Annotated in this window: 21 protein-coding genes and 1 pseudogene; 14 read left to right on the top strand and 8 right to left on the bottom strand. The window is 65.6% G+C overall.

The window, feature by feature from the left end:
• The first annotated feature begins 93 nt into the window (after positions 1-93).
• Positions 94-1,047, top strand: a complete 954-nt coding sequence (locus KO538_RS27065; protein ID WP_219330208.1) for a hypothetical protein — start codon at positions 94-96, stop codon at positions 1,045-1,047.
• Between the two features lie 10 nt (positions 1,048-1,057).
• Here KO538_RS27065 and KO538_RS27060 read toward each other — a convergent pair whose 3' ends face one another.
• Both KO538_RS27060 and KO538_RS27055 read right to left on the bottom strand, forming a co-directional pair.
• Entirely contained in the window at positions 1,058-3,493 is a 2,436-nt protein-coding gene (locus KO538_RS27060) for a hypothetical protein (protein WP_219330207.1), read from the bottom strand.
• A 125-nt stretch (positions 3,494-3,618) separates the two neighbouring features.
• Positions 3,619-4,632, bottom strand: coding sequence for a serine/threonine protein kinase (locus tag KO538_RS27055; protein ID WP_219330206.1), 1,014 nt, complete (start codon positions 4,630-4,632; stop codon positions 3,619-3,621).
• Between the two features lie 103 nt (positions 4,633-4,735).
• On the opposite strand from KO538_RS27055, the gene KO538_RS27050 reads away from it, so the two are divergent.
• From KO538_RS27050 to KO538_RS27025, 6 genes are all read left to right on the top strand, one after another.
• The gene (locus KO538_RS27050; protein WP_034759318.1) at positions 4,736-5,434 is read left to right on the top strand and encodes a UPF0149 family protein; all 699 of its coding nucleotides are present in this window, start codon (positions 4,736-4,738) and stop codon (positions 5,432-5,434) included.
• Positions 5,435-5,511: 77 nt separating this feature from the next.
• Positions 5,512-6,447: a LysR family transcriptional regulator gene (locus KO538_RS27045; protein WP_072456293.1), complete on the top strand. Its 936-nt coding sequence runs from the start codon at positions 5,512-5,514 to the stop codon at positions 6,445-6,447.
• A gap of 181 nt (positions 6,448-6,628) precedes the next feature.
• Positions 6,629-8,167 (top strand): MFS transporter, encoded by a 1,539-nt coding sequence (locus KO538_RS27040; RefSeq protein ID WP_374106894.1) that lies wholly within the window; start codon positions 6,629-6,631, stop codon positions 8,165-8,167.
• Positions 8,168-8,195: 28 nt separating this feature from the next.
• Positions 8,196-9,266, top strand: a complete 1,071-nt coding sequence (locus KO538_RS27035) for an HlyD family secretion protein (RefSeq protein ID WP_219330205.1) — start codon at positions 8,196-8,198, stop codon at positions 9,264-9,266.
• Entirely contained in the window at positions 9,263-10,702 is a 1,440-nt protein-coding gene (locus KO538_RS27030; protein ID WP_219330204.1) for an efflux transporter outer membrane subunit, read from the top strand. Before KO538_RS27035 ends, KO538_RS27030 begins: the two co-directional genes overlap by 4 nt.
• On the top strand, positions 10,699-11,133 hold the full coding sequence (locus tag KO538_RS27025; protein ID WP_219330203.1) for a hypothetical protein: 435 nt from the start codon (positions 10,699-10,701) through the stop codon (positions 11,131-11,133). The genes KO538_RS27030 and KO538_RS27025 overlap by 4 nt, the downstream gene beginning before the upstream one ends.
• 9 nt (positions 11,134-11,142) lie before the next feature.
• On the opposite strand, the gene KO538_RS27020 is transcribed toward KO538_RS27025, so the two are convergent.
• The 5 genes from KO538_RS27020 to KO538_RS27000 all read right to left on the bottom strand — a co-directional run bounded on the left by KO538_RS27020 (position 11,143) and on the right by KO538_RS27000 (position 16,112).
• The gene (locus KO538_RS27020) at positions 11,143-11,931 is read right to left on the bottom strand and encodes an ATP-binding cassette domain-containing protein (protein ID WP_219330202.1); all 789 of its coding nucleotides are present in this window, start codon (positions 11,929-11,931) and stop codon (positions 11,143-11,145) included.
• 8 nt (positions 11,932-11,939) lie between these two features.
• Positions 11,940-12,992 (bottom strand): iron ABC transporter permease, encoded by a 1,053-nt coding sequence (locus KO538_RS27015; protein WP_219330201.1) that lies wholly within the window; start codon positions 12,990-12,992, stop codon positions 11,940-11,942.
• Entirely contained in the window at positions 12,989-13,927 is a 939-nt protein-coding gene (locus KO538_RS27010) for a hemin ABC transporter substrate-binding protein (RefSeq protein ID WP_219330200.1), read from the bottom strand. The genes KO538_RS27015 and KO538_RS27010 overlap by 4 nt, the downstream gene beginning before the upstream one ends.
• Positions 13,915-15,000: a hemin-degrading factor gene (locus KO538_RS27005; RefSeq protein ID WP_219330242.1), complete on the bottom strand. Its 1,086-nt coding sequence runs from the start codon at positions 14,998-15,000 to the stop codon at positions 13,915-13,917. Before KO538_RS27005 ends, KO538_RS27010 begins: the two co-directional genes overlap by 13 nt.
• Positions 15,001-15,212: 212 nt before the next feature.
• Positions 15,213-16,112: a DMT family transporter gene (locus KO538_RS27000; protein ID WP_058051029.1), complete on the bottom strand. Its 900-nt coding sequence runs from the start codon at positions 16,110-16,112 to the stop codon at positions 15,213-15,215.
• A gap of 237 nt (positions 16,113-16,349) precedes the next feature.
• Here KO538_RS27000 and gcvA point away from each other — a divergent pair, with 237 nt between their 5' ends.
• Positions 16,350-17,294: a transcriptional regulator GcvA gene (gcvA, locus tag KO538_RS26995; RefSeq protein WP_092717770.1), complete on the top strand. Its 945-nt coding sequence runs from the start codon at positions 16,350-16,352 to the stop codon at positions 17,292-17,294.
• A complete protein-coding gene (locus tag KO538_RS26990; protein WP_219330199.1) occupies positions 17,291-17,656 on the top strand; it encodes a hypothetical protein in 366 nt (121 codons plus the stop codon). The genes gcvA and KO538_RS26990 overlap by 4 nt, the downstream gene beginning before the upstream one ends.
• A 140-nt stretch (positions 17,657-17,796) precedes the next feature.
• Here KO538_RS26990 and orn read toward each other — a convergent pair whose 3' ends face one another.
• Entirely contained in the window at positions 17,797-18,393 is a 597-nt protein-coding gene (gene orn / locus KO538_RS26985) for an oligoribonuclease (protein WP_175560553.1), read from the bottom strand.
• Positions 18,394-18,449: 56 nt separating this feature from the next.
• Between orn and KO538_RS26980 the strand changes: the two genes are divergently transcribed.
• From KO538_RS26980 to KO538_RS26960, 5 genes and pseudogenes are all read left to right on the top strand, one after another.
• Complete coding sequence (locus KO538_RS26980) at positions 18,450-19,730, top strand: M48 family metallopeptidase (RefSeq protein WP_219330198.1); 1,281 nt, start codon at positions 18,450-18,452, stop codon at positions 19,728-19,730.
• Positions 19,727-20,092 (top strand): 4a-hydroxytetrahydrobiopterin dehydratase, encoded by a 366-nt coding sequence (locus tag KO538_RS26975; protein ID WP_219330197.1) that lies wholly within the window; start codon positions 19,727-19,729, stop codon positions 20,090-20,092. The genes KO538_RS26980 and KO538_RS26975 overlap by 4 nt, the downstream gene beginning before the upstream one ends.
• Entirely contained in the window at positions 20,089-20,994 is a 906-nt protein-coding gene (gene rsgA, locus KO538_RS26970) for a ribosome small subunit-dependent GTPase A (protein WP_034785059.1), read from the top strand. The genes KO538_RS26975 and rsgA overlap by 4 nt, the downstream gene beginning before the upstream one ends.
• Positions 20,995-21,263: 269 nt before the next feature.
• Positions 21,264-21,716 (top strand): hypothetical protein, encoded by a 453-nt coding sequence (locus tag KO538_RS26965; RefSeq protein WP_070300827.1) that lies wholly within the window; start codon positions 21,264-21,266, stop codon positions 21,714-21,716.
• A gap of 174 nt (positions 21,717-21,890) precedes the next feature.
• A pseudogene (locus KO538_RS26960) lies at positions 21,891-22,346 on the top strand (GGDEF domain-containing protein); the annotation flags it as partial.

The raw sequence follows: 22,346 nt of genomic DNA, 5'->3' as shown, positions 1-22,346 counted from the left end.
TAAATGTAGCCAATGTGCAAGATGCTTGCGCAATCGCATGATGCTCCGCCAGACGACCGTTAGCGTGTATTCACCTCTGTCACTGGAAACGTCATGCGCCTGCCATACACCGTCCTGGCCCTGCTGGCCGCCATCCTCCCCCTGTCTGCCCGGGCACAGGATATCTCCGGCATGGCCGGCGCCCTGAAAGTGCACTCGACCAATGAACGCACCTTTGTCGGTGCCATCAGCTACACGCAGCCGGTGGGCAATTACAATGCGGTGAGCCTGTCGTATATCAACGAGGGGCATCCGGAAGACCATCACCGCGACGGCATGGCGGGCCAGGTGTGGCTGCGCACGAAAAACGTGGACCAGGGACTGATGCTGGGTGCCGGCATCGGCCGCTATTTTTTCTTCGACACGGCCAAGACGGACGAAGCGCCGCACAATTTCGACAATGACCACGGCTGGGGTTCCATCGCCAGCCTGCAGGCGCGCTGGCAATTCGACAACCGCTGGTATGCCTTGGCCCAGGTCAACCGCATCCGTCCCAGCGGCAAGGACGCCACCACGCACCTGCTGATCGGCGCCGGCTACCGCTATGACGGCGTGCCGGGCGCCAAGCTGCACTTGCAGAACTGGGCGTATGACGACACCTTGACCCTATCGACAGGCCACACCATCGTCAACAGCTTCCGCTCCGAATCCTCGCGCCCGTTCACCTTGGAATACCGGCGCGCGGCGGGAAAATACGTGGACTGGAGCGCCACCGTCATCGACGAAGGCAGCACGGCGCTGGCGCACCGGCGCGGCGCGGCCGCCCAGCTGTGGCTGATCCGCTCGCTCAATGAAAAGGTGGAATTCGGCATGGGTGCCGGGCCATACGTGGCCTGGGACGGCCGCGACACCCAGGGCCACGACGCGCGCCTGACTGGCTTGCTGTCAGCCGTGGCCCGCTACCACGTCAACCGCCACTGGCTGGCGCAAGTGGCGTGGAACCGGGTGGTAACGGATTACCACCGCGATGCGGATGTGCTGCTGGTGGGCGTGGGCAGGAAGTTTTAAACGTTCGAGCCTAGCGCGAACGCCACACGGCTCCCGCGTCATTCGGCTGCGTCAGCCGCTCGATCACTTCCCGCGTCAGACTGGCCGAGCTCACCTGTTCGGCTTTCGCGCGGGCGGCGGTCAGGGAGCTGGAAAACGCGCTTTGCGGTTGCTCCAGGCTGGCGCGCAGGGCGGCCAGTTCGCGCTCCTGCTGCTGCGCGCGCTCCAGCTCCCGTTCCAGCAATTGCTGCTTGGCGGCGGCCATCGCACGCGTCGTCTCGGCCGCCTTGCGCTGCAAGGCCGCATGGGCCTGGGCGCTGGCCAGCAAAGCTTGCTGCGCGTCGAGTTTCTCACTGGCCGCTTGTTGCGCGGCCAGTTCCAGCTGCTCGCGCTGGCGCATGGCATCGAGCGCCTGCTGTTCCATGGCGGCGCGCGTTTCGGCGGCTGCCGTGGCCTGCTTTTCCGCTTCCAGGCGGCCGGCGATGGCTTGCGAGGCGCGCTCTTCGGCGCTGCTGGTCTGGCGCTGCTGCACCAGTTTTTGCGCGATCAGGGCCAGCGACTCGCGTTCGGCCGCGACGAAATCGCGCTCGGACGCCAGCAGCGCATCGGCCGCTTGCGCCTTGTCTTCTTCCACGCGGGCGCGCTCGCTATGTACCTGTCCCAGTTCCACGGCCAGGCGCGCCTGCGCCTGCACGGCTTGCGCTGCGGCGGCCTTTTTTTCACCTTCGACCAAGGCCTGGTCCATCAGGATGCGGATGGCGTCCGCTTCCTTTTGCGCCGCTTCCCGCAAAGCCTGTTCGGCTGCGTGCTGGCCGCGTAGCAGTTCCGCTTGCGCGCCTTCGGTGGCGATGCGTTCCTGCGCCGCGTTGAATGCCAGCGCTTCCGCTTCCAGTTTTTCTTTCAGGGCGGCGATGGCGGCTTGTTCCGCGGCCAGGCGCTCCTGCTCCGCTTGCAGCAGCTGCTCCGCCTGACGGGCTTTTTCCTGCGCCAGTTGCGACGCTTGCTCCTGCGCGGCCAATGTCGCCTTGCCGGCATCGACTTCGGCCTGCTCGGCTTCGTTCTGGCTGGCGGCCAGTTCCGATGCCTGGCGCGCCAGTTCGGCGCGTTCCTGCGCCAGACTGGCGGCGCGCTGCTGCTCTTCCAGTTCGCGGGCGGCGGCCACGGCGGCTGCCTGCTCGGCCGCTTCGCGTGCCTTGGTTTCTTCGAGGGCCGCCGTTTCCGCTTCCAGCTTGGCGTGGCCGGCGATTTCCGCATCCTGTTCGGCGGCCACGCGGGCCAGCGCCACGGCGCGCAGCTGGCGGTCCACCTCGATGCGTGCCTCGGTGGCGGCAAGGATGCGCACGTCGGCATCGCGGCGCGCCTGCGCGCTGGCCACGGCGACCATTTCCAGGCGTTCGCGGTGGATGGCCGCGTCGCGCAATTCCTTTTCCGTCTGCAGGCGCAAACGCAGCGATTGCGCCGCATGGCGTTCCGATTCCGCCTGCGCCAAGGCGATGGCTTCGCGTTCCTGTTCCAGGTGCGCCAGCGCGCGCGCTTCTTCCAGGGCGCGCACTTCGGCGGCGGCGCGGTTGAAGGCCGATTCCAGCGCGATCTGGTCGGCGCGCTCGCGCTGCACCGTCAAGTCCAGCGCTTCGCTTTCCGCTTCGGCCAGCATCTGCGCCGTCTGGCGCGCGCCGTGCGCATGGCGCTCGCGTTCGCGCGCCAGCACGGCGACTCGTGCGTCGGCCGAGGCGATGCCCACCATTTCTTCCTTGGCCGCCTGCACGGCGGCGACGCGCTCGACGGCCTGCAGGCGCGCCTGCTCCGTCTGCACTTGCAATTCTTCGGCGGCGCGGGCGGCCTGCTCGGCCAGTTCCGACTGCACGGCCACCTGTTCGCTGGCGCGCAAGCGGCTTTCCTGCTCGGCGCGCGAACGCTGTTCGGCGGCCAGGCGGATTTCGTTATCGGACTCCACGCGGGCGCGCAGTTCGGCCGTCTCCTGCTTGACGGCTTCCAGACGGGCCACGCTCGCTTGCGCGGCGGCACGCATGGTATCGAGACGTTCGCGGTTGGCGGCAATCGCTTCTTCGGCTGCCTGCGCATTTTGCTGGGCAGCGGCGGCGGCGGCCGCGTCGATGGCGGCGCGATCCTCGGCCAGCGAGCGCACGCGCGCCTCGGCCAGGGCCCGGCTTTCGGCGGCGCAGGTAGCTTTCGCTTCCGCTTCCACGCGGGCAATCGCCTCGTGGATGGCTTTCAATTCCATTTTCTGGCGCTCGACGGCGGGCGCCTTGCTGTCGGCTTCAGCTGCCGGCTCGGCCTGCGGTTCGGCTTGCAGCTCGGACGCGATGGCAGCAGCAGGCGCTTCCGTCTTGCTTTCCAGGTCCTTGAAATCATGCAGCGAGACGATGCTGTCCTGGTCGAACTCGTCGTCGGCGGAATACGCGACGGTGAGGGAGGCGGCCTGGCGCTGATTTTGCTGTGCTTGCATGATTTCTCGCTTGTTCGGGTGAATTCCGTTGCTTCTAGGAATTTATTAGCACCATTATCGAACAGGCATGCACAAATCAGCGCGGCAAGAAGAGCGCCTTTTACCGCCCTTTTCGGGCGTTTAGGTCAAACAGGCCACAATGGCGCTTCGTCCATCAACGCCACCTGCTCCCTGAGTTCCAATATCCGGTCCTGCCAATACCGCTGCGTGTTAAACCACGGGAAGGCGACGGGGAAGGCGGGGTCGTCCCAGCGGCGCGCCAGCCAGGCCGAATAATGGATCAGGCGCAGGGTGCGCAGCGCTTCGACCAGGTACAGCTGGCGCGGGTCGAAATCGCAAAAGTCTTCGTAACCGGCCAGGATGTCGCTCATCTGGCGCACCTGGTCGCTGCGCTCGCCCGACAGCATCATCCACAGGTCCTGGATGGCCGGCCCCATGCGGCTATCGTCGAAATCGACAAAATGGGGACCGGCGTCCGTCCACAGCACATTGCCGCCATGGCAGTCGCCGTGCGTGCGCAGCATGGCCACGTCGCCCGCGCGGTCATAGCAGCGCTTGACGCCATCGAGCGCCTGCTGCGCCACGCTGGAATAGGCGGCCAGCAGTTCGGGCGGCAGGAAATTACCTTCCAATAGAAACTCGCGCGGTTCGACGCCAAACGTCTGGTGGTCGAGGGCCGGCCGTTCCTTGTAGGCCGACAGCGCGCCGACGGCGTGGATGCGGCCGATGAAGCGCCCTATCCATTCCAGGGTGGCCGGGTCGTCCAGCTCGGGCGCGCGGCCGCCATGGCGGGGGAAGACGGCAAAACGGAAGCCCTGGTACTGGTGCAGGGTGCTGCCATTGATGTCCAGCGCCGGCACCACCTGGATTTCGCGCTCGACCAGCTCGGACACGAACGCGTGTTCTTCCAGGATGGCCGTATCGCTCCAGCGCGCGGGACGGTAAAACTTGGCCACCAGCGGCGCGCTGTCTTCGATGCCCACCTGGTAGACGCGGTTTTCATAGCTGTTCAGGGCCAGCAGGCGGCCATCGCCGCGCAGTCCCACGCTGTCGAGGGCGTCGAGCACGCAATCGGGGCTCAGGGCGGAAAAGGGATGGACGGGCCGGTCGTCCTCGTGCGGCTGGTTTTCATTGTGCATAAGCGACATTGTAAGGCGCGCGCGGGCCGCCGGTGCAAACACTTGGGCGGCAAGCCGCAGCAAGGCGTATACTGGCGCCTTACATTCAATAAAAGAGCAAGCCATGCAACTCGAACAGCCATTATCAGAAAAAGAATTTGACGAATTAGACCAATTCCTGTTGTCGGACCGGTGCTCCGAAGACGCGATGACCATGGATATGCTGCACGGCTATCTGACGGCCGTGGCCATCGGTCCGGAACCGATCATGCCGGCCGAGTGGTTGCCGCGCGTGTGGGGCGAAGATGTCAACGACGCGCCGAAGTTCAAGAACAGCAAGGAAGAAGAACGCATCGTCAACCTGATCATGCGCTTCATGAACGAAGTGCTGGTGACGTTCGAAGTGGCGCCGAAAGAATTCGAAGCCCTGTTCGTCGAGCACGACTACGAAGGCCAGACCCTGATCGACGCCGAAGCGTGGTGCTGGGGCTTCTGGGACGGCATGGAACTGCGTCCGGGCTCGTGGAACGAGATCTGGGATTCCGAAGTGGCCGAACTGATGCAGCCTATCTACCTGCTGGGCGCCGACGAAATCAAGGAAGAAGAACTGAAACTGGTGGAAGACCCGGTCAAGGCGCACAAGCTGGCGCAGGAACTGGAAGCGAACCTGCCGGCCATCCACCGTTTCTGGGTCCCGCGCCGCAAGGCACCGGTGCAAACCATGAAGCGCGAAGAGCCGAAAGTAGGCCGCAACGACGACTGCCCTTGCGGCAGCGGCAAGAAGTTCAAGAAATGCTGCGGCGCCGAGCCTGCAGCAGAGTAATCGCGCAGTAGCATCCCTGTTGCGCCGGCGTCCTGCCGGCGCAGCGCCGGCGCTGGCCCCCGGGCTATAATCGGCGCATGAAACTCCCCGACCTGAACCTGCTCGTCGCCCTCGACATCCTGCTCGAGGAAGGCAGCGCCGTGGCCGCCGCGCGGCGCATGAACCTGAGCGCGCCGGCCATGAGCCGCACCCTGGCGCGCATCCGCGACGCCATCGGCGACCCCGTCTTCGTGCGCTCCGGGCGCGGCCTGGCGCCCACCCCGCGCGCGCTGGAATTGCGCGAGCAGGTGCGCGGCGTGGTGGAGCAGGCGCACGCCATCTTCACGTCCGGCCGCGAAGTCGACTTGCGCACCCTGGAACGCACGTTCAGCCTGTGCGCCAATGACGTGTTTGTCGGCGCCTACGGCGGCAAGCTGCGCGACCTGCTGGCCGTGCACGCGCCGCACACCGTGCTGCGCTTCGTGCCCGAAGGCGACGGGGCCACGGAAAACGACGCCCTGCACGCGGGCCGCATTGACCTGTACATCAGCGCGCGGCGCGCCTTTGCGCCCGACATCAAACTGCAGCAGCTGTTTAGCAGCGGCTTTGTCGGCATCGCCCGCAGCGACCACCCGATCTTCGACGGCCCCATCAACCTCGACAGCTTTACCGAGTACGAACATATCAGCGTCTCGCGGCGCGGCCTGGCGCGCGGCCCGTTCGATACGGCCCTGGCGGAGCGGGGCTACACGCGCAGGGTTTCGCTGATCAGCCCCAACTTCCAGTCCGCCATCTTCGCCGTGGCCGATTCGCGCCTGCTGCTGCCGCTGATGCCTACGCCGCTGCTGGCCATCGTCGAGCGCCTGGGCCTGAAGCTGCGCACGTTCGAGCTGCCCATCCCCGTCGACAGCGTGGAAGTCTTCCAGGCCTGGCACCCGCGCCTCGACCACGACCATGCACACCGCTGGCTGCGCCGCATGATCAAGGAGCTGTGCACGGGGTCAGACCCTTGCGGGTCTGACCCCAGCATTTGATTGGGGTTGATCTGAGCTCACACGCCAGACGCCAAACCCAACGACAAAGACCGGGGTCAGACCCACAGGGTCCGCCCCCATCATTGCGTCAGACGCAATTCACACTTCCTTAATTATCAATTTTCACAAGATTAACGGCTACCTATACTGCGTGGACTGATCCTCATCCACGGAGTTCCCTGTGTCCGCTGTACCGCTTCCCGGCGCCGCCCCTGCGGCCGCGCCGCCTCCCTCACCTCCTATCTTCGGCCTGCGCCTGGCCACGGGCCTGACCGGCGTGCTGCTGGCCGTGCTGGTCGCCGGCCTGAATGAAAACATCACCAAGATCGCCTTGGCCGACATCCGCGGCGCCATGGGCATCGCGCGCGACGACGCCAGCTGGCTCGTGGCCCTGTATGCGGCTGCCTCGGTGTCGGCCATGGCGTTCGCGCCGTGGTGTTCCGTCACCTTTTCGCTGCGCCGGCTGACGGCCGCCGCCATCATCGTCTGCATGGCCGCCGGCCTGCTATGCCCGTTTGCGCCGAACCTGTCCGTGCTGATGATACTGCGCGTGGTGCAGGGCGCGGCCGGCGGCGCCCTGCCGCCCATGCTGATGACGGTGGCGCTGCGCTTCCTGCCACCGAACATCAAGCTGTATGGCCTGGGCGGCTATGCGCTGAGCGCCACCTTCGGGCCCAGTCTGGGCACGCCGCTGGCCGCGTTCTGGACCGAATACCTGGGCTGGCAATGGGCGTTCTGGCAAGTCGTCCCGGGCAGCATCGTCGCCCTGCTGATGGTGTCCTGGGGCTTGCCGCAAGACCCGCTGCGCCTCGAACGTTTCCGCCAGTTCGACTGGCGCGGCCTGCTGCTTGGCCTGCCCGCCATCAGCATGCTGGTGGTGGGACTGCTGCAGGGCGAGCGCCTGGCGTGGTTCGCCTCGCCCCTGATCTGCGTGCTGCTGGGCGGCGGCGCCGTGCTGCTGGTGCTGTTCTTCATTAACGAGTGGTCGCACCCGCTGCCGTTCTTCAAGCTGCAGCTGCTGTCGCGGCGCAATCTCAGCCATGCCCTGCTGACCCTGGGCGGCGTGCTGTTCGTGCTGCTGGCCGTGATCCTGATCCCCTCGTCCTACCTGGCGCAGGTGCACGCCTACCGCCCGCTGCAAACGGCGCCAGTGATGCTGATGGTGGCGCTGCCGCAGCTGGTCGCCCTGCCGCTGGTGGCCGCCCTGTGCAATCTGCGCGCCGTCGACTGCCGCTGGGTGCTGGCCATCGGCCTGGGCATGCTGGCCCTGTCCTGCGTGCTGGGCGCGCGCATGTCGCCCGACTGGATCCGCACGCATTTCTACCTGCTGCAAGCGGTGCAGATCTTTGCGCAACCGATGGCCGTGATTCCCTTGCTGTTGCTGGCCACCACAGGCCTGGCGCCGCAGGATGGCCCATTCGCCTCGGCCTGGTTCAACACCATCAAGGGCATGTCGGCCGTCGTCGCCACCGGCGTGCTCGATGCGCTGATCACGCGCCGCAACCATTTTCATTCGACGGTGCTCAGCGAACGCCTGGGCAACCTGCCGGCCGGCGTGGACATGGCGGGATTGGATCCTGGCCTGGCACAGCGCATGCATGCGCAAGTCGTCACCCTGACTTCGTCCGACCTGTACCTCACGGTGGCCACCATCGCGCTGGCCATGATTGTGATCATCCCCATCCTGCCGACGCGCGTCTATCCGCCGCGCGCCGCCTGACTTCCCTTTTTTACGAAAGAGCTTCACCATGCAAAAACCCATACTGCGCTCGCGCGCTTTTCTCCTCGGCCTGGCCCTGCTGGCCTGCGCCCTCGCCTTTTGCGCCTGGCAACTGCTGTTTTCCCGCAGCGATGAACAAGGCACCGACGACGCCTTCATCAGCGCCGACTACACCGTGCTCTCCCCCAAGGTGGGTGGCATCGTGCGGGAAGTGCTGGTGGAAGACAACCAGGCTGTCAAGGCGGGTCAGCTGCTGGCCCGCATCGACGACCGCGATTATCAGGCCGCCGCCGCCTCGGCCCGCGCCGAAGTCGCGGGCGCCGAGGCGCAGCTGGACTATGCCCGCGCCACGGTGCAGCGCCAGCAATCGGTGATCGAACAAGCCACCACCCTGGTCGAGGCCAACCAGGCGGAAGACAAACTGGCGCAGCAGGAACTGGCCCGTTCAACGCAACTGGCCGGCCAGGGCGCGGGCAGCGTGCAGAATGCGCAGCAGGCGCAGTCGCGCTACGACGTGAGCCGCGCGCGCCTGGCGCAAAACCGCGCCGCCCTCGTCGCCACCCGCAAGCAGACGGACATTTTGCAAGCGCAGCAAGGCGCAGCCGAAGCAGCCCTGCTGCGCGCCAGCGCCAGCCTGCAACGGGCCGAACTGGATCTGTCGCATACGCAGCTGCGCGCCCCCATCGACGGCATCGTGGGACGCCGCGCCGTGCGCGTCGGCGCCCTCGTGGCGCCCGGCGCCAGCCTGATGGCCGTGGTGCCCCTGAACCGCAGCTTCGTTGTCGCCAACCTGCAGGAAACCCAGCTCACGCACGTGCGCCAGGGCCAGCGCGCCAGTATCGCCGTCGATGCCTATCCGGGCGTGCTCCTGCACGGCACCGTGCACAGCATCGCGCCGGCCACGGGCGTAACGTTTGCCGCCATCGCGCCGGAAAACGCCACCGGCAACTTCACCAAGGTGGTGCAGCGCATCCCCGTCAGGATCGCGCTCGACCCGGCGCAGGATGGCGAACATCGCCTGCGCGTGGGCATGTCGGCCGAAGTGCGCATCGATACGGCCGCGCGCCGTCAACAGCTGCAACAGGTGAGCGCGCGATGAAAGCACTGATCTTGATCACGGCCCTAGGCCTGGCCGGCTGCGGCAGCGTCGGCACCGACTTCCAGCGCCCGCCCCATGACCTGGGTCAGCAATGGCGTCAGGCGGAAGATGTCCGATTCGCGGCGGCACAGGATGGCGCCATCGAGCAGCACTGGTGGGACAGCTTTGGCGACGCGACCTTGTCGTCCCTGCTGCGGCGCGCCGCCGGCGCCAACCTCGACGTGCTGGCGGCCGCCAGCCGGCTGGAGCAAAGCCGCGCCGCGCGTGGCGTCATCGGTGCCGCGCAAGGCCCGTCGCTGGGCGCGAATGGCGGCTACAGCCGCGCGCGCAACAGCGAACAAGGCTTGAGCGACCCGTCGCGTCTGAACGGAAAATCCGCCTACAGCCTGTGGCAAGGCAACCTCGATGCAGCCTGGGAGCTGGACCTGTGGGGCCGCGTGCGGCGCGAAGTCGAAGCGGCCGACGCGCGCGTCGACGTGGCGATGGAGACGCAGCGCGGCGTGCTGTTGGCCGTGCTGGCCGAGACGGCGCGCGACTACATCGAGCTGCGCGGCGCGCAGCAAACCCTGGCCATCACGCAGCAGCTGCTCGACATCGCCCGCCATACGCTGGAGCTGACCCGCATCCGCCTGCGCGAAGGCGCGGCGACGCAGCTCGACGAGTCCGAGGCGGCGGCCCACGTGGCCACCATCGAAGCGCGTTTGCCGCCGCTGCAGCAGCGCGTAGCGCGCCTGGGCAATGCCCTCGCCCTCTTGCTGGCGCTGCCGCCGCAAGCCTTGCAGGCGGAGCTGGCGGCGGTCAAGGACATTCCCGCCGTGGCCATGCAAGTGCAGCTGGGCGTGCCGAGCAGCCTGGCCGAGCGACGTCCCGATATCCGCCGCGCCGAAGCGCAGCTGCACGCGGCCACGGCCGCCCTCGGCGTGGCGCAGGGCGATTTTTATCCGCGCATTACGCTCTCGGGCAGCATCGGCCTGCAAGCGATGCAGCTGTCCGATATCGGCTGGGACGCCAAGCGCTTTGCCTTTGGTCCCGGCTTCAGCGTGCCCCTGTTCGATGGCGGCCGCCTGCGCGGCAACCTGCAATTGCGCGAAGCGCAGCAGCAGGAAGCGGCCATCGCCTACCGCCAGACGGTGCTGGCCGCCTGGCACGAGGTGGAAGACGCCTTGTCCGGCTACCAGGCCAACGCCCGCCGCCAGGCCAGCCTCGATGAAGCCGTCAAACAGGGACGCCGCGCGCTGGGCAGCGCGGAACTGCAGTACCGCCAGGGCGGCACGGACTTGATCAACGTGCTGCACGTGCAAAACACCTTATTGAACAACGAAGCGGCGCTGGTCGACAGCCGCGCCACCGCGTCGCTGTCGCTGGTCCAGGTCTACAAGGCGCTGGGCGGCGGCTGGCAAGCCTTTTCAAGCACCTCGCAAGAAAGTACCCAATGAAACCGGATCCCGCACATTTCTCCATCCACGACGTCAGCGACTTTCCCATCGTGCGCTTTCGCCCTGAAACGGCCGTCGCCGGCTATGCCCCGCTGTGGGAAAACGACATGGACGCCCTGTTGCGCCATGGCGAACCGTTCGTCATGCTGTTCGAAGAGGAGCGCAGCGATGAAGCGCACGTCGACCGCAAGCGGCGCGGCCTGTGGCTCAAGCATCACAAGGTGGCGCTGGCCGCCATTTGCCGGGGTCTGGTGTCCATCGAGGCGGACGCGGAACAGCGTGCTCGCCTGCAGGCGATGGCGGCCGGCGCCATGAAAGCCTTCGGCATCGTGCAGGAAGTGGCGGCCACACGCGAACAGGCCGACGCCCTGATGGTGTGGCTGCTGGGCAGCGGCCAGATGGCGCGGCCGCGCGCGGCGGACGTGTGGTGAGTGAGTCGGTCAGGCCGCCCTGCGCACGGCGCTCCTGGCAGGGATGACGCACACGTGGCCATCGCTGCTGGTGGCCGTCGTCAGGGCGATGCCGTACAGCGCGGCCAGGGCGGGCACGGCGCCGGCATCGCTGGCGATGTCGGCGACCAGCTGGCCCGAACGCACGAGCAGCAGCCGCTCGAAGCCCAGCAAGGCGTGATTGATGTCGTGCAGGATGGCGATGACGGCGTGGCCGCGCGCAGCGCAGAACTGCTGCAGGCTGTCGAGCAGATCGAACTGCAGGCCGGGATCGAGCGCCGCCAGCGGTTCATCGACCAGTATCAAGCCATCGCGTACGTCCCACATCTGCGCGAAGATGCGCGCCAACTGCACCCTGGCCTGTTCGCCGCCGGATAAAGTGTCCAGGCGGCGGCGCAGCAGCTGCGCGGCATGCGCCAGGGCGGCAGCGTCCTGCACGATGCGCTCCAGTTGCGGGTCGACTAGGCGCGCCACCCGCCCGAGGCCGATCACCAGCTCGCACTGCAAGCCGAAGGCCACGTTCGAGCCTTGCGGCAGCACGGCGCGGCGCCGCGCCAGGTCGGCCAGCGGCCACTGCGCCAGCGGCCGCCCCGCAAGCATCACCTGGCCCGCCTGCGGCTGCAATTCGCACGCCATCAGTTTGAGCAGGGTCGACTTGCCCGCGCCGCTGGGACCGAGGATGGCGATGCGCTCGCCGGGCGCCACCCGCACGTTGAAGGGGCCGAAATACTGCTGGCCCAGTTGTGTTGTGGCGAAGGAGAGTTCCAGCAGGGGCGTCATGTTCACCTCTAGGCCGTGCCGTGGCGGAAGCGCCGCAACAGCATCAGGAAAAATGGCCCGCCCAGCAAGGCCGTGAAAATGCCGACGGGGACTTCCGCAGGAATGGCGACCGTGCGCGCCAGGGTGTCGGCCAACAGCAGCAGCAAGCCGCCGGCCAGCATGGACAGCGGTAGCACGCGGCGCTGGTCGGCGCCCAGCCAGGTGCGTACCAGGTGCGGCGCGATCAGGCCGATAAAACCGATGCCGCCGCACCAGGCGACGGCAAACCCTGTCAGCACGGCCACCAGCACGATCACCTGCGTGCGCAGCCGGCCCACGTCGACGCCCACGTGCAGCGCCTGCGCCTCGCCCAGCGCCAGCGCGTTCAATGAGCGCATCAGGAAGCGCGTGGCCCACAGCGCGCCGGCCAGCACCAGCAGCAAAGCCGCCACCTGGCGCCAGCTGCCGGCCGACAGCGAACCCAATGTCCAGAAAGTCAGGGTGCGCAGCTGGTCGTCGCTGGCCAGGTAGATGCACAGGCCCATGACGGCCACCGTGATGGCGTTCAGCGCCACGCCCGTCAGCAGCAGGCCGACGATGGAGCCGGGCGTGGCCCAGCGGGCGACCCTGTCGAGCAGCACGCAGATGAGCATGGCGCCGGCAAACGCGGCCCCAGGCAGCAACCACACGCGCAACTCGGGCGCCACGTGCAGGCTGGCGGCAAACACGATGGTGGCCGCGCCCGCGCAGGCGGCGCCGCTGCTTACGCCAAGCAGCCCCGGGTCGGCCAGCGGATTGCGGAACAATCCTTGCGTCAGGCCGCCGGCCAGCGCCAACGCGGCGCCGATCAGGGCGGCGAACAGGGCGCGCGGCAAGCGGATATGCCACAGCACATACGCGCCGCCGGACAGCGCTTCTCCGCCAGTTTGAAAAGGCGCCAGCCAGTCGGCCAGTGTCACGGGCACGGCGCCCGCCTGCACGGCGATGAGCAGGCCGCCAGCCAGTGCGGCCGCCAGCAGCCCGCCAGCGCCCCAGCGTGGCCAGCGCCATGGGGCGGCTGACACCACGGATGCCACGTTCATGCAGCCATGGCTTTCGCAAAGGCGGCGTCGAGTTCCATGAGCGCCTGCGGCATGCGCGGGCCAAAGCCCAGCAGCAGCATGGCTTCCAGCGACACGATGCGGTGCTTGCGCCCGGCCGGCGTCTGCGCCAAGCCTGGCAGTTTCAAGATGCCGTCCACGCCGCCCGAGGCCTTCAAGCCCTGGTCCGTGACGAGCACGATGTCGGGCCGCGCGGCGATCACGGCTTCCGGCGTGAGCGGCTTGTAGCCGGCGAATCCACCCTGCCCGCCCATCACATTGACGGCGCCCGCATACGCGAGCATGGCGTCGGCGCCCGTCTCGCGCCCGCCCACCATCACCTGGTTCGGCGCATGCGCGAGGATGAACAGCACGCGCACGGCTGATTGTACCGGCGAGTGGCCGCGCTGGCGCACCTTGCCCAGGGCGCCGTCCCACTGCTGCTGCAAGGCTTGCGCCAGGCGTGCGGCCGGATCGGCACGGCCCGTGATCTGGCCCACCTGTTTCACCCGTTCGAGCAAGCCTTCGAATTTGTTATTCGCGTTCAGCACCGCCACCGGCACGCCCGCGTCGCGCACCTGGCGCAGCACGGCTTGCGGCCCCGCTTCCTCGGTGACGATCAGCTGCGTGGGCGCCAGCGACAGCACGCCTTCGGCCGACAAGGTGCGCGCATAGCCGACCTGCGGCAGCTGTTGCGCCACAGCCGGATACAGCGACGTCGTATCGACGCCCACCAGTTCGCCCTGCGCCTCGAGCGCATAGACGATTTCCGTCAGGGCGCCGCCCACGCTGACGATGCGCCGCGCTTTCGCCACAGGCTTGGCCGCGTCCGACACGGCGGCCAGCACCTGCATCGGCGCGGCCAGGGCCAGCGCTCCCGCCCCCATCTTTTTCAGCGCGATGCGGCGCGCCACGCTGGCGGCGATCATGCGGCGCATAGTTCGCCCTCCTGCGCCACTCTGTCGACGATATGGCGCCATTCGCACAGCTCGTGCACGCCCGGCTTGCGTTCGCCGAAGAACATGACGATGGTGTCGCCCTTGGCGTCGAACAGTTCCACGGACGTCACCAGGCCATCGACCGTGGGCTTTTTCACCACCCAGGCGCTGGCGATATGGTCTTCGCGCAAATGCAGGTTGAAGCGCGTGTCGAGGATATTGATCCACGGCCCCATCACGGCGATCTTGTGCACGGGGCCCGAATGGATCTGGATCATGCCGGCATTGCCGACGAAAGCCATGATCGATACTTTTTCAAGCGCGGCGTCCTTGAGCAGGTCGAGCACGCAGGATTTGTCGAGCTGCTGCACGAAACGGGACTCGGCCAAGCGCAAGCCCTGCAGGCGCGAGACCGAGTATTTTTTCAGCATGGTGAAAAATTCATGCGTGTCGCGCAAGTCGGCCCAGGCGGCGCGAAAGCCGGCCACGTCGATCTGCGCGTCGGGCAGCTCGGCCGGCGGCGGCGCTGGCGCCTTCACGGCGATGCCGGCCGCCTGGTCCGTGTCGGCAAAATGCGCGACCAGCGCGTCGTAGGCGGCAATATCGCTTTGCGGCTTGAGGAAAATCTTGTGCACGGCCTGGCCGGCCGCATCGAAAAACTGCAGGCTGCGCTGCACTTCCTTTTCTCCCATCTCGCGTACGGCAAAGCCATGCGCCCACTGGCGGTAGAACACGCGCAGGTCGATGTCGCCACCGAGCACCAGGCCCACGTGATTGTTGTGGCTGGCTTGTCGATAGACGCCCGTCTTTTCATGCACGCACGAAGCGTTGCGTGTCAGCGCCATGACTTCACCCAGCGGTTCCAGCGCGGCGATGATGGCGGGCCAGTCGGGCCGCAGGCGCTCGGCGCCCAGCAAGGCGCCATTGGCCAGCGACAGGCCCGCATGTGCGGCGATCAGCTCGCCTTCGGAAATGCCCAGTTCCTCGGCGATGTCGCGGTGGCGGGCTTTTTTCTCCCGGCGCAGGCGGGTAAATTCGCTGCTGACCAGCTCGGTATTGCAAATAGGGGGCATGCTCGACACGGTGTCTCCTTTCAAGGCGAACACTGGCTGGCATGGGCTGGCTGGTGGTGGGGGAATCTTGAAGTCAATTATAAATGAGAATCATTCGCAATCAAGTGTTATTTATGTGAAGAAAAACCGCGCAAAAAAAAGCGCCGCGACAGGAAACCCGTCGCGGCGCAAAGGAGACCGATCGATACAACCGATCAGTTCGGGAAAAAAGGTCAGGCGCTCGCTTGCACGGCCGGCATGGAGACCGGCTTGGCAGTGGGCCGCTGCGCCAGCAAGACGACGGCGGCCAGCACCATGGCGCCGCCCAGCAATTGCGTGCCGCTGACGGATTCCTTCAGCAAGGTCACGCCGAACGCCATCGTGATCACGGGCTCGAACGTGGAAATGATGGACGCCTTGGCCGCGCCGATCTGCGCCACGCCGGCAAAGAAGGCGGCAATGGCGATGGCCGTGGAAAACAGGGCGATGGCGCTGACGGCAAGCCAGCCCGTCGCCGTGCCTGGCAAGGACACGCCCTGCCACAAGGCGATCGCGCTGTTCGACAGGCCTGCCGTACCCAGGATCACGACGCATGCGGCCAATGGGTGAATATTCTCGCGGCTTTTCGACAGGCTGTTGCCAAACAGGATGTACACGGCGTACACGCCGGCCGCCATCAATGCCAGGGCGATGCCGATGGGCTGACCCTGCAGCTTGCCGCCCAGGGTGATGGCCATGCCGGCGATGGCCAGCGCCATCAGCACCAGCATGCGGCGGTCCAGCTTTTCCCAGCCCAGCGCCAGCGCGAGGATGGTGACCAGCACGGGATACACGTACAGCAGCATGCCGCACAGGCCGCTGCTGGCATACATGAGGGCATTGAAATAGCCTTGCGACTGGGCCGTGTACATCAGGCCCATCAGCATGTAGCCGGCCAGCAGGCGGCCGCGCGGCAAGCGCCAGCCACCGAGCCACACGAGCGGCAGCAACAGCATGGCGGCGATAACGAAACGCAAGGCCAGCATGGTCGACGGGTTGACCCCGGACGCATATGCCGCCTTGGCAAACACTGCGGAACTGCCGAAACCGGCGGCCGACAGCAACACCAGCGCAACAGCGCGGCGATCAGACATGACTAACCTCTTTGAGTACACCTGGGCAAACCTGCTGCGTATCGCGACGGTTTTCCAGGCGTTGTAACGTTGTAAATATAAATGCCCAGCAAGGCCGGGAGATGATGCATGCGTGAATCCTATTGCGGGTCACTTCACGCAGTGACGGCATCATATTCGCTTGCGCAAAATGAAACAAACCAATATTCTTCACGGATAGGCCAAATATTACTGAGGCTCAATTCTCTTGAGAGTGCCATGTCACGTCCCCTGCCCCCACTCGCCGCCCTGCACGCCTTCGAGGCGGCCGCCCGCCATGAAGGCTTCCAGCGCGCGGGCGAAGAATTGCACGTGTCCGCTGGCGCCATCGGCCACCATGTGAAACAGCTGGAAGCGTGGCTGGGCATCGTGCTGTTCCAGCGCCTGCCGCGCGGCGTGGTGCTGACCAATGCCGGCCAGCGCTATGCGGCCTCGCTGGGGCCTATCCTCAACCAGCTGGCCGACGTGTCCGAGCAGGCGCGGCGCCAGGGCGATGACAAGGTGGTGACGGTGACAGCCACCAGCTCGCTCGTCTCGCGCTGGCTGATGCCGCGCCTGGGCCGGCTGCGCGACCGCTATCCGCAGATCGAGTTGCGCGTGCTGGCGTCGATGCACCCGGTCGACCTGGCGCGCGACGGCGTGGACGTAGCCATCCGCCTGGGACCGGGCCGCTATCCGGGCCTGAAAGTCGATTTATTGATGGAAGAATGGTTTTCCGCCGTCTGCAGCCCTGGCTTTCGCGCCAACGCGGCCAGCCTGCGCCAGCCGGCCGACCTGCTGCGCTATCCGCTGCTGCACGACGAACCGGAGGTGCACCTGCCCGGCGAAATCGACTGGACGCGCTGGCTGCACAGCTGCGGTGTGCATTACAGCGGCAATAGCGGCAACAGCGGCGCGCGCTTTTCGCACACCTATCTGTGCCTGGACGCGGCCGCCAGCGGCCAGGGCGTGGCCATTGCCGCCAGTCCCCTGATCGGCGACGATTTGCGCTCGGGCCGCCTCGTGCGCGTATTCGAACACGCCGTGCGCGGCCCCCACTGCTATTATCTGCTGCGCTCGCCCCAGGCGGAAACGCGGCCCCTCGTGCATGCATTCTGCGAATGGCTGATCGCCGAGGCGCGCGCCGACCAGGAAACCGTCTGGCCAACAGTGGAGACAGCATGACGAGCAGGGAACTGGCGCGCAGCGCCGCATATAGTGTCCAGCATGAATATGAGCACGCCACGGTGATCGCTGCCGATGGCCGGCAAGCCAGCGTGGGCGAGTTCTATGGCGACCCGGCCGCAGCCTTGATCGATGTCGATGAGCAATGGTGCGCCGTCGCGGGCGAGGGATTGGTTATTTGCCGGCTGGAACAGGGGTTCGGCCAGTGCGTGGAATACTACCGCCAGCCTGGCGCAGTGCGCTGGATCACGGCTTTACGGCAAACGGGACCGTTTGCGCTGGAATGGCAGGGTGAGGATGGCGTCTGGTCCGCCCTCGATGTCGAGCTGGTGGATGCGTCGGCTTACGCGCCAAGGCGCTAAGCCGACCTACGCCGACCAACGCCGACCTACGCCAGCGGCGGTGGATGGCTCGTAACCCGACAACACCACCAAACCAGCCGGAGCAACAGATCAGAGCCCATAGGTCGGCTTAGCGCGCAGCGCGTAAGCCGACAACATCATTACAATTTGATGAAGTGCTCGCGGTAGTACTTCAATTCCTCGATCGATTCCAGGATATCGGCCAGCGCCGTATGCTTCTGGTGCTTCTTGAAACCGGTAGCGATTTCCGGCTTCCAGCGCTTGCACAGCTCTTTCAGTGTCGACACGTCAACATTGCGATAGTGGAAGAACGCTTCCAGCTTTGGCATGCCGCGCACCATGAAGCGGCGGTCCTGGCCGATGGTGTTGCCGCACATGGGCGACTTGCCTGCCGGTACGTATTTCTTCAGGAACGCGATCAGTTCCGCTTCCGCCTGCGCTTCCGTCACGGTCGACGCTTTCACCTTGTCGATCAGGCCCGAGCGGCCGTGCGTGCCCTTGTTCCAGGCATCCATCTTGTTCAGGGTTTCATCGGATTGATGAATCACGAACACGGGGCCTTCGGCCAGCAGGTTCAAATGCATGTCCGTGACCACCACCGCCACTTCGATGATGCGGTCGGTATCGGGCTCCAGGCCCGTCATTTCCATGTCGACCCAGACCAGGTTCATCTCGTTTGGACGTGCCGGCACGGTGGGTGCGGGGGTGGATGCAGTTAAGTCGGTCGCTTGTGACATAATTCTCTCTTGGCCTAATCAAACTAAATAATCAGCCATTTTCTCACAGGCACAGAATGTATTCACTCGCGTTTTCGATTTTGTTTGTATCCGTCCTCGTTTTGACCCTGGCCGTGCGCTTCTGGCTCGCTTCGCGGCAGATTCGCCACGTGCTGGCCCACCGCGCCGCTGTTCCGCCCGAATTCGCGGAAAAAATCCCGCTGGCCGCGCACCAGAAGGCCGCCGACTACACGGTAGCGAAGACCAAGTTCGGCTTGCTGACCTTGCTGGTCAACTACGCCGTGCTGATCGGTTTTACCTTGCTGGGCGGCCTGCAATGGCTGGCGCTGCACCTGAATGAATGGATGGGGCCGGGCTCGCCCATGCTGTACCAGATCGGCCTGATCGCCGCCTTTGCCGCCATTTCCGGCCTGATCGACCTGCCCTTCGATTACTACCGCCAGTTCGTGCTGGAGCAGCGCTTCGGCTTCAACACCATGGCGCGCAAGCTGTTCTTCACGGACATGCTCAAGGGCGTGGGCCTGGGCGCGGCCATCGGCCTGCCGCTGATCTGGGTCGTGCTGGCGCTGATGGCCAAGTCGGGCGACCTGTGGTGGCTGTACGCGTGGTTCGTCTGGAGCGGCTTCCAGTTGCTGATGATGGTGCTGTTCCCGACCGTCATCGCCCCGCTGTTCAACAAATTCACGCCGCTGGCCGACGAAGCGCTGAAAAGCCGCATCGAAGGCTTGATGCAGCGCGTCGGTTTCGCTTCGAAAGGCCTGTTCGTCATGGATGGCTCGAAGCGCAGCGCCCACGGCAATGCGTATTTCTCGGGCTTTGGCGCCAACAAGCGCATCGTCTTCTTCGACACCTTGCTGTCGCGCCTGGCGCCGCAGGAAATCGAAGCCGTGCTGGCGCATGAACTGGGCCACTTCAAGCTCAAGCACATCGTCAAGCGCATCGCCATGATGTTCGTCATTTCGCTGGGTTTCCTCGCGCTGCTGGGTTTCCTGAAGACGCAGCCATGGTTTTACGCGGGCCTCGGTGTCGACCCTGTCGCCCTGGCCTTGACGGGCCAGCCGACCGATGCGCTGGCCCTGCTGCTGTTCATGCTGGCCTTGCCCGTCTTCACTTTCCTGCTGGGACCGTTGACGTCGCTCAGCTCGCGCAAGCACGAATTCGAAGCGGACGCCTTTGCCGCCACGCACACGCAGGCGGACGACCTCGTCTCGGCCCTCGTCAAAATGTATGAAGACAATGCGTCGACCTTGACGCCCGACCCGCTGCACTCGGCCTTCTACGACTCGCACCCGCCGGCCAGCGTGCGCATCCGCCACCTGAAAGGGGCTGCCACATGAATACGCCATCGACCTCGCAAGACCTGGCCCAACTGTCCTGCGCGCAGCGCCAGCAGGCGCTGGGCGACACGGACATCGCCACCCTGCACGCCCTGCTGCCCCAGTGGACGGTGCAAAATGGCAAGCTGTGCCGCGACTTCGGCTTCAAGAATTACTACCAGACCCTGGCGTTCGTAAACGCCCTGGCCTATATGACCCATACGCAAGACCACCATCCGGAGCTCATCATTACTTACAAAACCTGCGCCGTGCGCTACGACACGCACTCGGTCAACCAGGGCGCCGGCGGCCTGTCCGAAAACGACTTTATCTGCGCCGCCAAGGCAGACCTCATCTACCAGAGCAGCCAGGTGTCCGCATGAGCGAAGGCAAGTTGACGGGCGTCATCATCGCCGCCCACGGCCGCCACTACCTGGCCGACGTGGACGGCGCCAAGCTGCAATGCGTGACGCGCGGCAAGAAAACCAATGTGGCCGTTGGCGACATCGTGCACCTGACGCGCACTTCCAACGACCAGGCCGTCATCGACCGCATCGAGGAACGCAAGACCCTGCTGTACCGCTCGGACCAGTACAAATCGAAATTGCTGGCCGCCAATTTGACGCAGCTGTTCATCGTCGTGGCGACGGAGCCGGGCTTTGCCGACGACCTGATCTCGCGCTCGCTGGTGGCGGCCGACGCGGCCGGCATCGAAGCGCGCATCATCCTCAACAAAACGGACGTGACCGCTTCGCTGGAGCGCGCCCGCGAACGCCTGCTGCCGTATTCCTCGATGGGTTACCCCGTCGATGAAGTGTCGGCCCGTGCCGAACCCGAGCACGCCGTGGCCACCCTGGCGCCGCTGCTGGCGGGCCAGTCGTCGATCCTGATCGGCCAGTCGGGCATGGGCAAATCGTCGCTGATCAACCTGCTGGTGCCGGACGCCGACATCGCCGTGCGCGAAATTTCGGCCGCGCTCGACACGGGCAAGCACACGACGACCTTTACGCGCTTGTACAAGCTCGACGAACTGGGCGCGAACAGTTCCATCATCGATTCGCCCGGCTTCCAGGAATTCGGCCTGTACCACCTGTCCGAAGGCATGCTGGAGCGGGCCTTCCGCGAATTCCAGCCGTATCTTGGCGGCTGCAAGTTCTATAACTGCCGCCACCTGATCGAGCCGCAATGCGCCATCCTGCAAGCCTTATCGGAAGGCAAGATTGCCAAGATGCGCCATACCCTGTATGGCCAGCTGCTGCACGAATCGGCGCAGACCTTGTATTAAGAAATATTTCCCTCATTCAAATATAGCGCCGCAAAACACCCGGCAGGCGAAATTTAATTTCGCCGCCGAGCACGCCTTCCGACTTTAATCCCAAAACCGTTCATCTGCCGTTTTATGCACTTCATCGCGTAAAACCTGCCTTCCATCGCCTGCCGCTGGCGATGGCAAAGGCCGTTTGCTACCTTGTCACCAGTCCCTGCCGGAAACCTGCCAGCGACCACACGATCTAACTCCCATCCATCCAGCCATCCTGATCGAAGGTGAATGTCATGCATACCAAACGTTTCCTCCCCCTTGCCGCCGCCCTGTTCGCGCTTGTCGCCGGCACCGCCCACGCGCAAACCGTTGCGACTCCACAAACCACTGGCAGCGTCAGAGTCAGCAGCAACGCGTACTACCATGTGACGGCGCAGGAAGCGTCCGAGATCGAACGGCAATACCGCCTGTCGAACGGGCAACGGCTGGAAGTGCGCCAGCAAGACAGTCACTTCTATGGCCGCCTGATCGACGACCGCGAAATGCAGCCAAAACCCAGTGTGAGAATCCTTCCCATCGGAGCTGGCAAGTTTGCCACCCAAAAAGGTGCAACATTCGCCTTCAGCAATGCGGGCGAACAGGTGACCATCGACAACGCCCAGCTGCTGTCGGGCTTGCGCCTGCCTGACGACACGCGCAGCATCAGCGGCGTCAGCGTCAACAGCGTTCGTCTGGTTTCACGCTAGGCGCACGGCAGAGCGCATGCGGCATGGGGCAAATCGCCCCGCCTGCGGCGTCATGCCGGCGACATAATTCTGACAGGCGTACTGAACAATTCCCCTGAATGCAGCTTACAATGCCATGACACATGGCCTGTGCGGACACAGGCTGGCGCCACTGTTTGCGGGGAGAATGCTTGAATGGAAATGTTCGCGCTCGAACATGACGTAGCGCAGTGGGAAAGCGCATTGCTGCCGTTGCGCGGCGCCGGGCGCGTACCGCTGCTGCTGTTGCTGTCCTGGCATTTGCGCCAGCGTGACGGCAACAGAGCAATTGCGCTGAGCGAGGAAGCGCATCTGCTGCTGCCGCTGGCCGACTTCGATGCGGCCGCATTGGAACAGGCGCGCGCGCGCCTGCAACTGGTGCAGGCGGAAGTGGCCTGGCTGCAAGGCGCGCTCGACTCCGCGGAAAGCCTGGCCATGGCCGTGTGCGCCACCTGCGGCGCACACGGCGACGGCGCCGGCTGCGCCGACGCCCACTGGCTGCTGTCCTCGATCGCCGTCGACCGCGGCGACCATGCCCGCTGCGATGCCGAACTGCTGGCCGCGGCGCAGCAAGCGCGCGGCGCCGGCGATGCGATGCGCGCCAGCCTGGCC

It is taken from the genome of Janthinobacterium sp. NKUCC08_JDC (genome assembly GCF_019345575.1).
GTDB lineage: Bacteria > Pseudomonadota > Gammaproteobacteria > Burkholderiales > Burkholderiaceae_D > Janthinobacterium > Janthinobacterium aestuarii.
The sequence above is the reverse complement of the archived record's forward strand: the minus strand, read 5'-3'. Positions and strand labels throughout refer to the sequence as shown.

Bases quoted from the DNA above. Each gene is read 5' to 3' on its own strand.
- KO538_RS27065 (WP_219330208.1), top strand. From the start codon at position 94: ATGCGCCTGCCATACACCGTCCTGGCCCTGCTGGCCGCCATCCTCCCC.
- KO538_RS27060 (WP_219330207.1), bottom strand. From the start codon at position 3,493: ATGCAAGCACAGCAAAATCAGCGCCAGGCCGCCTCCCTCACCGTCGCG.
- KO538_RS27055 (WP_219330206.1), bottom strand. From the start codon at position 4,632: ATGCACAATGAAAACCAGCCGCACGAGGACGACCGGCCCGTCCATCCC.
- KO538_RS27050 (WP_034759318.1), top strand. From the start codon at position 4,736: ATGCAACTCGAACAGCCATTATCAGAAAAAGAATTTGACGAATTAGAC.
- KO538_RS27045 (WP_072456293.1), top strand. From the start codon at position 5,512: ATGAAACTCCCCGACCTGAACCTGCTCGTCGCCCTCGACATCCTGCTC.
- KO538_RS27035 (WP_219330205.1), top strand. From the start codon at position 8,196: ATGCAAAAACCCATACTGCGCTCGCGCGCTTTTCTCCTCGGCCTGGCC.
- KO538_RS27030 (WP_219330204.1), top strand. From the start codon at position 9,263: ATGAAAGCACTGATCTTGATCACGGCCCTAGGCCTGGCCGGCTGCGGC.
- KO538_RS27025 (WP_219330203.1), top strand. From the start codon at position 10,699: ATGAAACCGGATCCCGCACATTTCTCCATCCACGACGTCAGCGACTTT.
- KO538_RS27020 (WP_219330202.1), bottom strand. From the start codon at position 11,931: ATGACGCCCCTGCTGGAACTCTCCTTCGCCACAACACAACTGGGCCAG.
- KO538_RS27015 (WP_219330201.1), bottom strand. From the start codon at position 12,992: ATGAACGTGGCATCCGTGGTGTCAGCCGCCCCATGGCGCTGGCCACGC.
- KO538_RS27010 (WP_219330200.1), bottom strand. From the start codon at position 13,927: ATGCGCCGCATGATCGCCGCCAGCGTGGCGCGCCGCATCGCGCTGAAA.
- KO538_RS27005 (WP_219330242.1), bottom strand. From the start codon at position 15,000: ATGCCCCCTATTTGCAATACCGAGCTGGTCAGCAGCGAATTTACCCGC.
- KO538_RS27000 (WP_058051029.1), bottom strand. From the start codon at position 16,112: ATGTCTGATCGCCGCGCTGTTGCGCTGGTGTTGCTGTCGGCCGCCGGT.
- gcvA (WP_092717770.1), top strand. From the start codon at position 16,350: ATGTCACGTCCCCTGCCCCCACTCGCCGCCCTGCACGCCTTCGAGGCG.
- KO538_RS26990 (WP_219330199.1), top strand. From the start codon at position 17,291: ATGACGAGCAGGGAACTGGCGCGCAGCGCCGCATATAGTGTCCAGCAT.
- orn (WP_175560553.1), bottom strand. From the start codon at position 18,393: ATGTCACAAGCGACCGACTTAACTGCATCCACCCCCGCACCCACCGTG.
- KO538_RS26980 (WP_219330198.1), top strand. From the start codon at position 18,450: ATGTATTCACTCGCGTTTTCGATTTTGTTTGTATCCGTCCTCGTTTTG.
- KO538_RS26975 (WP_219330197.1), top strand. From the start codon at position 19,727: ATGAATACGCCATCGACCTCGCAAGACCTGGCCCAACTGTCCTGCGCG.
- rsgA (WP_034785059.1), top strand. From the start codon at position 20,089: ATGAGCGAAGGCAAGTTGACGGGCGTCATCATCGCCGCCCACGGCCGC.
- KO538_RS26965 (WP_070300827.1), top strand. From the start codon at position 21,264: ATGCATACCAAACGTTTCCTCCCCCTTGCCGCCGCCCTGTTCGCGCTT.